Consider the following 3,407-nt stretch of genomic DNA (forward strand, 5'->3'; position numbering starts at 1 on the left):
GTCCCGATCGGGGGGGCGGGGTGCCCCCCGGCCCCCCCTCCCTCTCATCGTGCGCCGGCTCGCTCACGCGGCCTCCGCGTCGAGTTCGAACCACACCGCCTTGCCCACCCCGTGCGGCTGGACGCCCCAGGCGTCGGCGAGTGACTGGACGAGGACCAGGCCCCGGCCGTGCGTACCGTCGTCGGCGTTCGGTACCCGCGGCCGGGGCCTGCCCGCGACGAAGTCCCGTACCTCCACTCGTAGTCCGTCAGGTCCCACGGTGGCGGTCAGGACCGCGTCGCGGTCGGTGTGGACCAGCGCGTTGGTGACGAGTTCGCTGGTCAGCAACTCGGCTATCTCGGACCGTCCGGGCCGGCCCCAGTCCTGTAAGAGCTCCCTCAGCTCCTTGCGTGCCTCGGGCACCGCCCTGAGATCGGCGCGCCCGAGCCTGCGCCTGAGCCGGCACGTCGACGCCGTTTCCCCGGCACCGTCCGCCCGCTCCCCCGTGTCCGTCGGAAAGGCCCCGATCCCGATGGGACCGCCCCCTCGTGCCTGCCTCTTCATGACCCCCGCCCGCGTGCCGATGTCGTTCCCCTCCTGCTCGAACACGTTCACGGGAACCATGCCCGTATGGGCACGCGGCAGTCATGTCGAATGCTCAACGACCGGGCGTTCGGCCACGGGTGGACGGCGCCGGGGTGAACGCCCGGCGGACGGCGCCCGCACGCCGGGCGCGCACGGCGCGGGCGGCCCGGGGAATTCCCTGGTGGGGCGGAGCGGTCCGGAACGCCGCGGGTGAGACGGACCGCTCACTGGTTGAACGGACGACCGTCGGGATGACCAAGGAGCATGGGCCGAACGGCCCATCCGTGTCTGCCGATCCGGCCGTATCCCGCCGGCCCGGGCCGTCGCGATGGCTACGCGGAACCGCCCTCCCGTCCCCCATGGACGGGAGGGCGGCCCGGTGCCCCCCGGCGGTGCTGTGGCCTGTGCGGTCAGTAGAGCTTGTTGACCGCCTTGGTGGTGGTCTTCTTGAAGGCGGACACCGGGGCGTCGGAGAAGCCGCCCATCTGGGACCAGTCCACGACCGTGACGGTCCGGCCGTCCCGGCCGACGGAGAGCAGCCGGATGTCGTTGGCGCCCCAGGAGGTCTCCGTGTGCAGACCGTGTACGCGGGCGCCCTCCTCGACGGGCAGCGAGCCGTAGGACTTGTACGTGGCCTCGACCTCCGGGTCGGCGGCCTCGATGCGCTGGGCGCAGGACTTGACCGCCTTGTCGAGGCTTCCGGCGAGCGCCTTGGCCTTGGCGGCGGTGCCGACGACGACCGTCAGCTGCCGGGCGCTGGTGTCCAGATCGGTGTGGAAGGGCCGGTAGCGCATGTCGTAGGCGAGCAGCGCCTTCCCCAGGCAGAACTGCATCTCGTCCGGCATCCCGTCGGTCACCTTGCCGGCGGTCCAGTCGGACGAGGGGTGCGGCGGGAGCTGGGAGGCCGACAGGAAGCGGGGCGTGCTCGACGCCTTCTCCGTGGCCTGGGCCGGTACGGTGAGGGCGGCGCAGGCGGTGACGCCCGCCAGGGTGAGTACGGCGGCCGTGACCGCTCGGGTGCGCTTGGGCATGGGTGTCCCCCGTGGTTCGAGTGCGAGTGCGGGTGGTCGTCGGCACCGGGCCGCCGGCTGGTCGGTCCGGCGTTCGTCGGTGCGACACCAGAAGCATCAGCGGTCACGGGTCGCGGACGCAACAGGGGACACCGTCTCCCGCTGCATGGAACCGTCCCAGCCCGTCTGACGTGCAGGTACATGGGGTGCCTGGGATGCCGTCCCGGGCGGGAGAGACCGGGGGACGGGTGTCCGCACAGGACGAGGTCGAGGAGTTCGCCGCGCTGCTGCGCCGCTTGAAGGAGCGGACCGACCGCAGTTACGGCTCACTGGCCCGCCGGCTGGGCATGAACACCTCCACGCTGCACCGCTACTGCGCCGGTGACGCGGTCCCCCAGGACTTCGCCCCGGTGGAGCGCTTCGCCGCCCTGTGCGGGGCGTCCGACGGGGAGCGGGTGGAACTGCACCGGCGCTGGCTGGCGGCGGTCGCGGCACGGCAGCGACCGCGGGGCGCCGCCGCCGAGGCCGAAGCGGCGGCGCCGGCAGCGGAGGCCGCACCGGCGGCAACGGGCAACTCCCCGGACGCGGACGCCGGTACGGACCCGGACGCCGGTACGGGCGCAGGTACGAACCCGGGCGCCGGCACGGCAACACCGCCCCCTGAGCCCGCCGCGCAGGACCGGGCTTCCACACCCGCGCCCGCGCCGGAGGCCCCCACCGCCACCCCGGCCCCCGAGGCCGGCTCCCTCCCCGAGCCCCACGACGCCACCCCCGACCCCGCGCCCGGTACCGCCTCGCGCCCCGGCGGGTCGCGTGCCGGCCGGCCCTGGTACCGCAGGCGGCGGGTCACCGTGGCCGCCGCGGTGGGCTCGGTGCTGCTGGCCGCCCTGGGAACCCTCACCGCCCTGGACACCGACCGGGGCTCCGACCGCGCCCCCGGCGACCGCGTCGAGGCCGACGCCGTGCCCCGTACGAGCGCGCCCGGCGCCACGAAGAGCCCCTCCTCCCCCAGCTCCCCGAGCCCCACCGGCAGCGGACCCACCGGCCGGCCCTCCCCCTCCGCCTCGGGTACGCCGAAGTCCTCGCCCTCCGTCTCCTCCGGGGCCACCGGCGCGCCCGTGGGCGGGACGCCGCTGACCTGGACCGCCGACTCGCACGTCTGGGCGCAGGGCTGCGGGCACGACTACGTCGTCGCCGGGGCGCCGGACCGGGTGCCGCCACCGCCCGCCCCGCAGGACGCCCGGACCTGGGCGACGGCTCAGGGCGCGGTGCACGGCCGGGAGACGATGGTGCGGATCTCGGTGCAGGGGCGGTCCTCGACCGCCGTGGTCCTCCAGGCCCTGCGGGTCCGGGTGGTGGGCCGGGCGGAGCCCGCCGGGGGCAGTTCCTACACGATGGACCAGGGCTGCGGCGGGGCCGTGACCCCGCGGTACTTCGATGTGAACCTCGACAAGGACCGCCCCATCGCGCGCCCGGCCGCCGGGAACGACGCGGGCACGCCGATCCCCGCCATGCGGCTGCCCTACACGGTCTCCGCCGAGGACCCGGAGGTCCTGCTCGTCACCGCCCGCACCGGGGGCTGCGACTGCCGCTGGTACCTGGAACTCGACTGGTCCTCCCAGGGCCGCGAGGGCACCGTCGTCATCGGCGACGACGGCCGCCCGTTCCGCACCACGGCCATCGAGGGCCTGCCCCGGTACGGCTACGACACGGCCACCCGCGAGTGGGCGCCGTACAAGCCCTAGTAGGGCTTGGTCAGGTTCGTAGGGGTGTGGGTATGTCGCGGTGGCAGGTGGGGCAGGCGCCGGTCCAGGTGGCGAGGAGTGTCTGCAG

The 3,407-nt window shown here is 74.8% G+C and carries 3 protein-coding genes; 1 reads left to right on the top strand and 2 read right to left on the bottom strand.

Annotated features, from left to right (window positions below):
* Positions 1–63: 63 nt before the first annotated feature.
* Together ABT296_RS38440 and ABT296_RS38445 are read right to left on the bottom strand one after the other, a co-directional pair.
* Positions 64–543, bottom strand: a complete 480-nt coding sequence (locus tag ABT296_RS38440) for an ATP-binding protein (protein WP_351934777.1) — start codon at positions 541–543, stop codon at positions 64–66.
* Positions 544–974: 431 nt separating this feature from the next.
* Entirely contained in the window at positions 975–1,595 is a 621-nt protein-coding gene (locus ABT296_RS38445; RefSeq protein ID WP_351934773.1) for a hypothetical protein, read from the bottom strand.
* A gap of 194 nt (positions 1,596–1,789) precedes the next feature.
* Between ABT296_RS38445 and ABT296_RS38450 the strand changes: the two genes are divergently transcribed.
* Positions 1,790–3,319, top strand: coding sequence for a helix-turn-helix domain-containing protein (locus ABT296_RS38450; protein ID WP_351934775.1), 1,530 nt, complete (start codon positions 1,790–1,792; stop codon positions 3,317–3,319).
* The last annotated feature ends 88 nt before the right edge of the window (positions 3,320–3,407 follow it).

This window comes from Streptomyces sp. NPDC000983, from assembly GCF_040299205.1.
Taxonomy (GTDB): domain Bacteria; phylum Actinomycetota; class Actinomycetes; order Streptomycetales; family Streptomycetaceae; genus Streptomyces.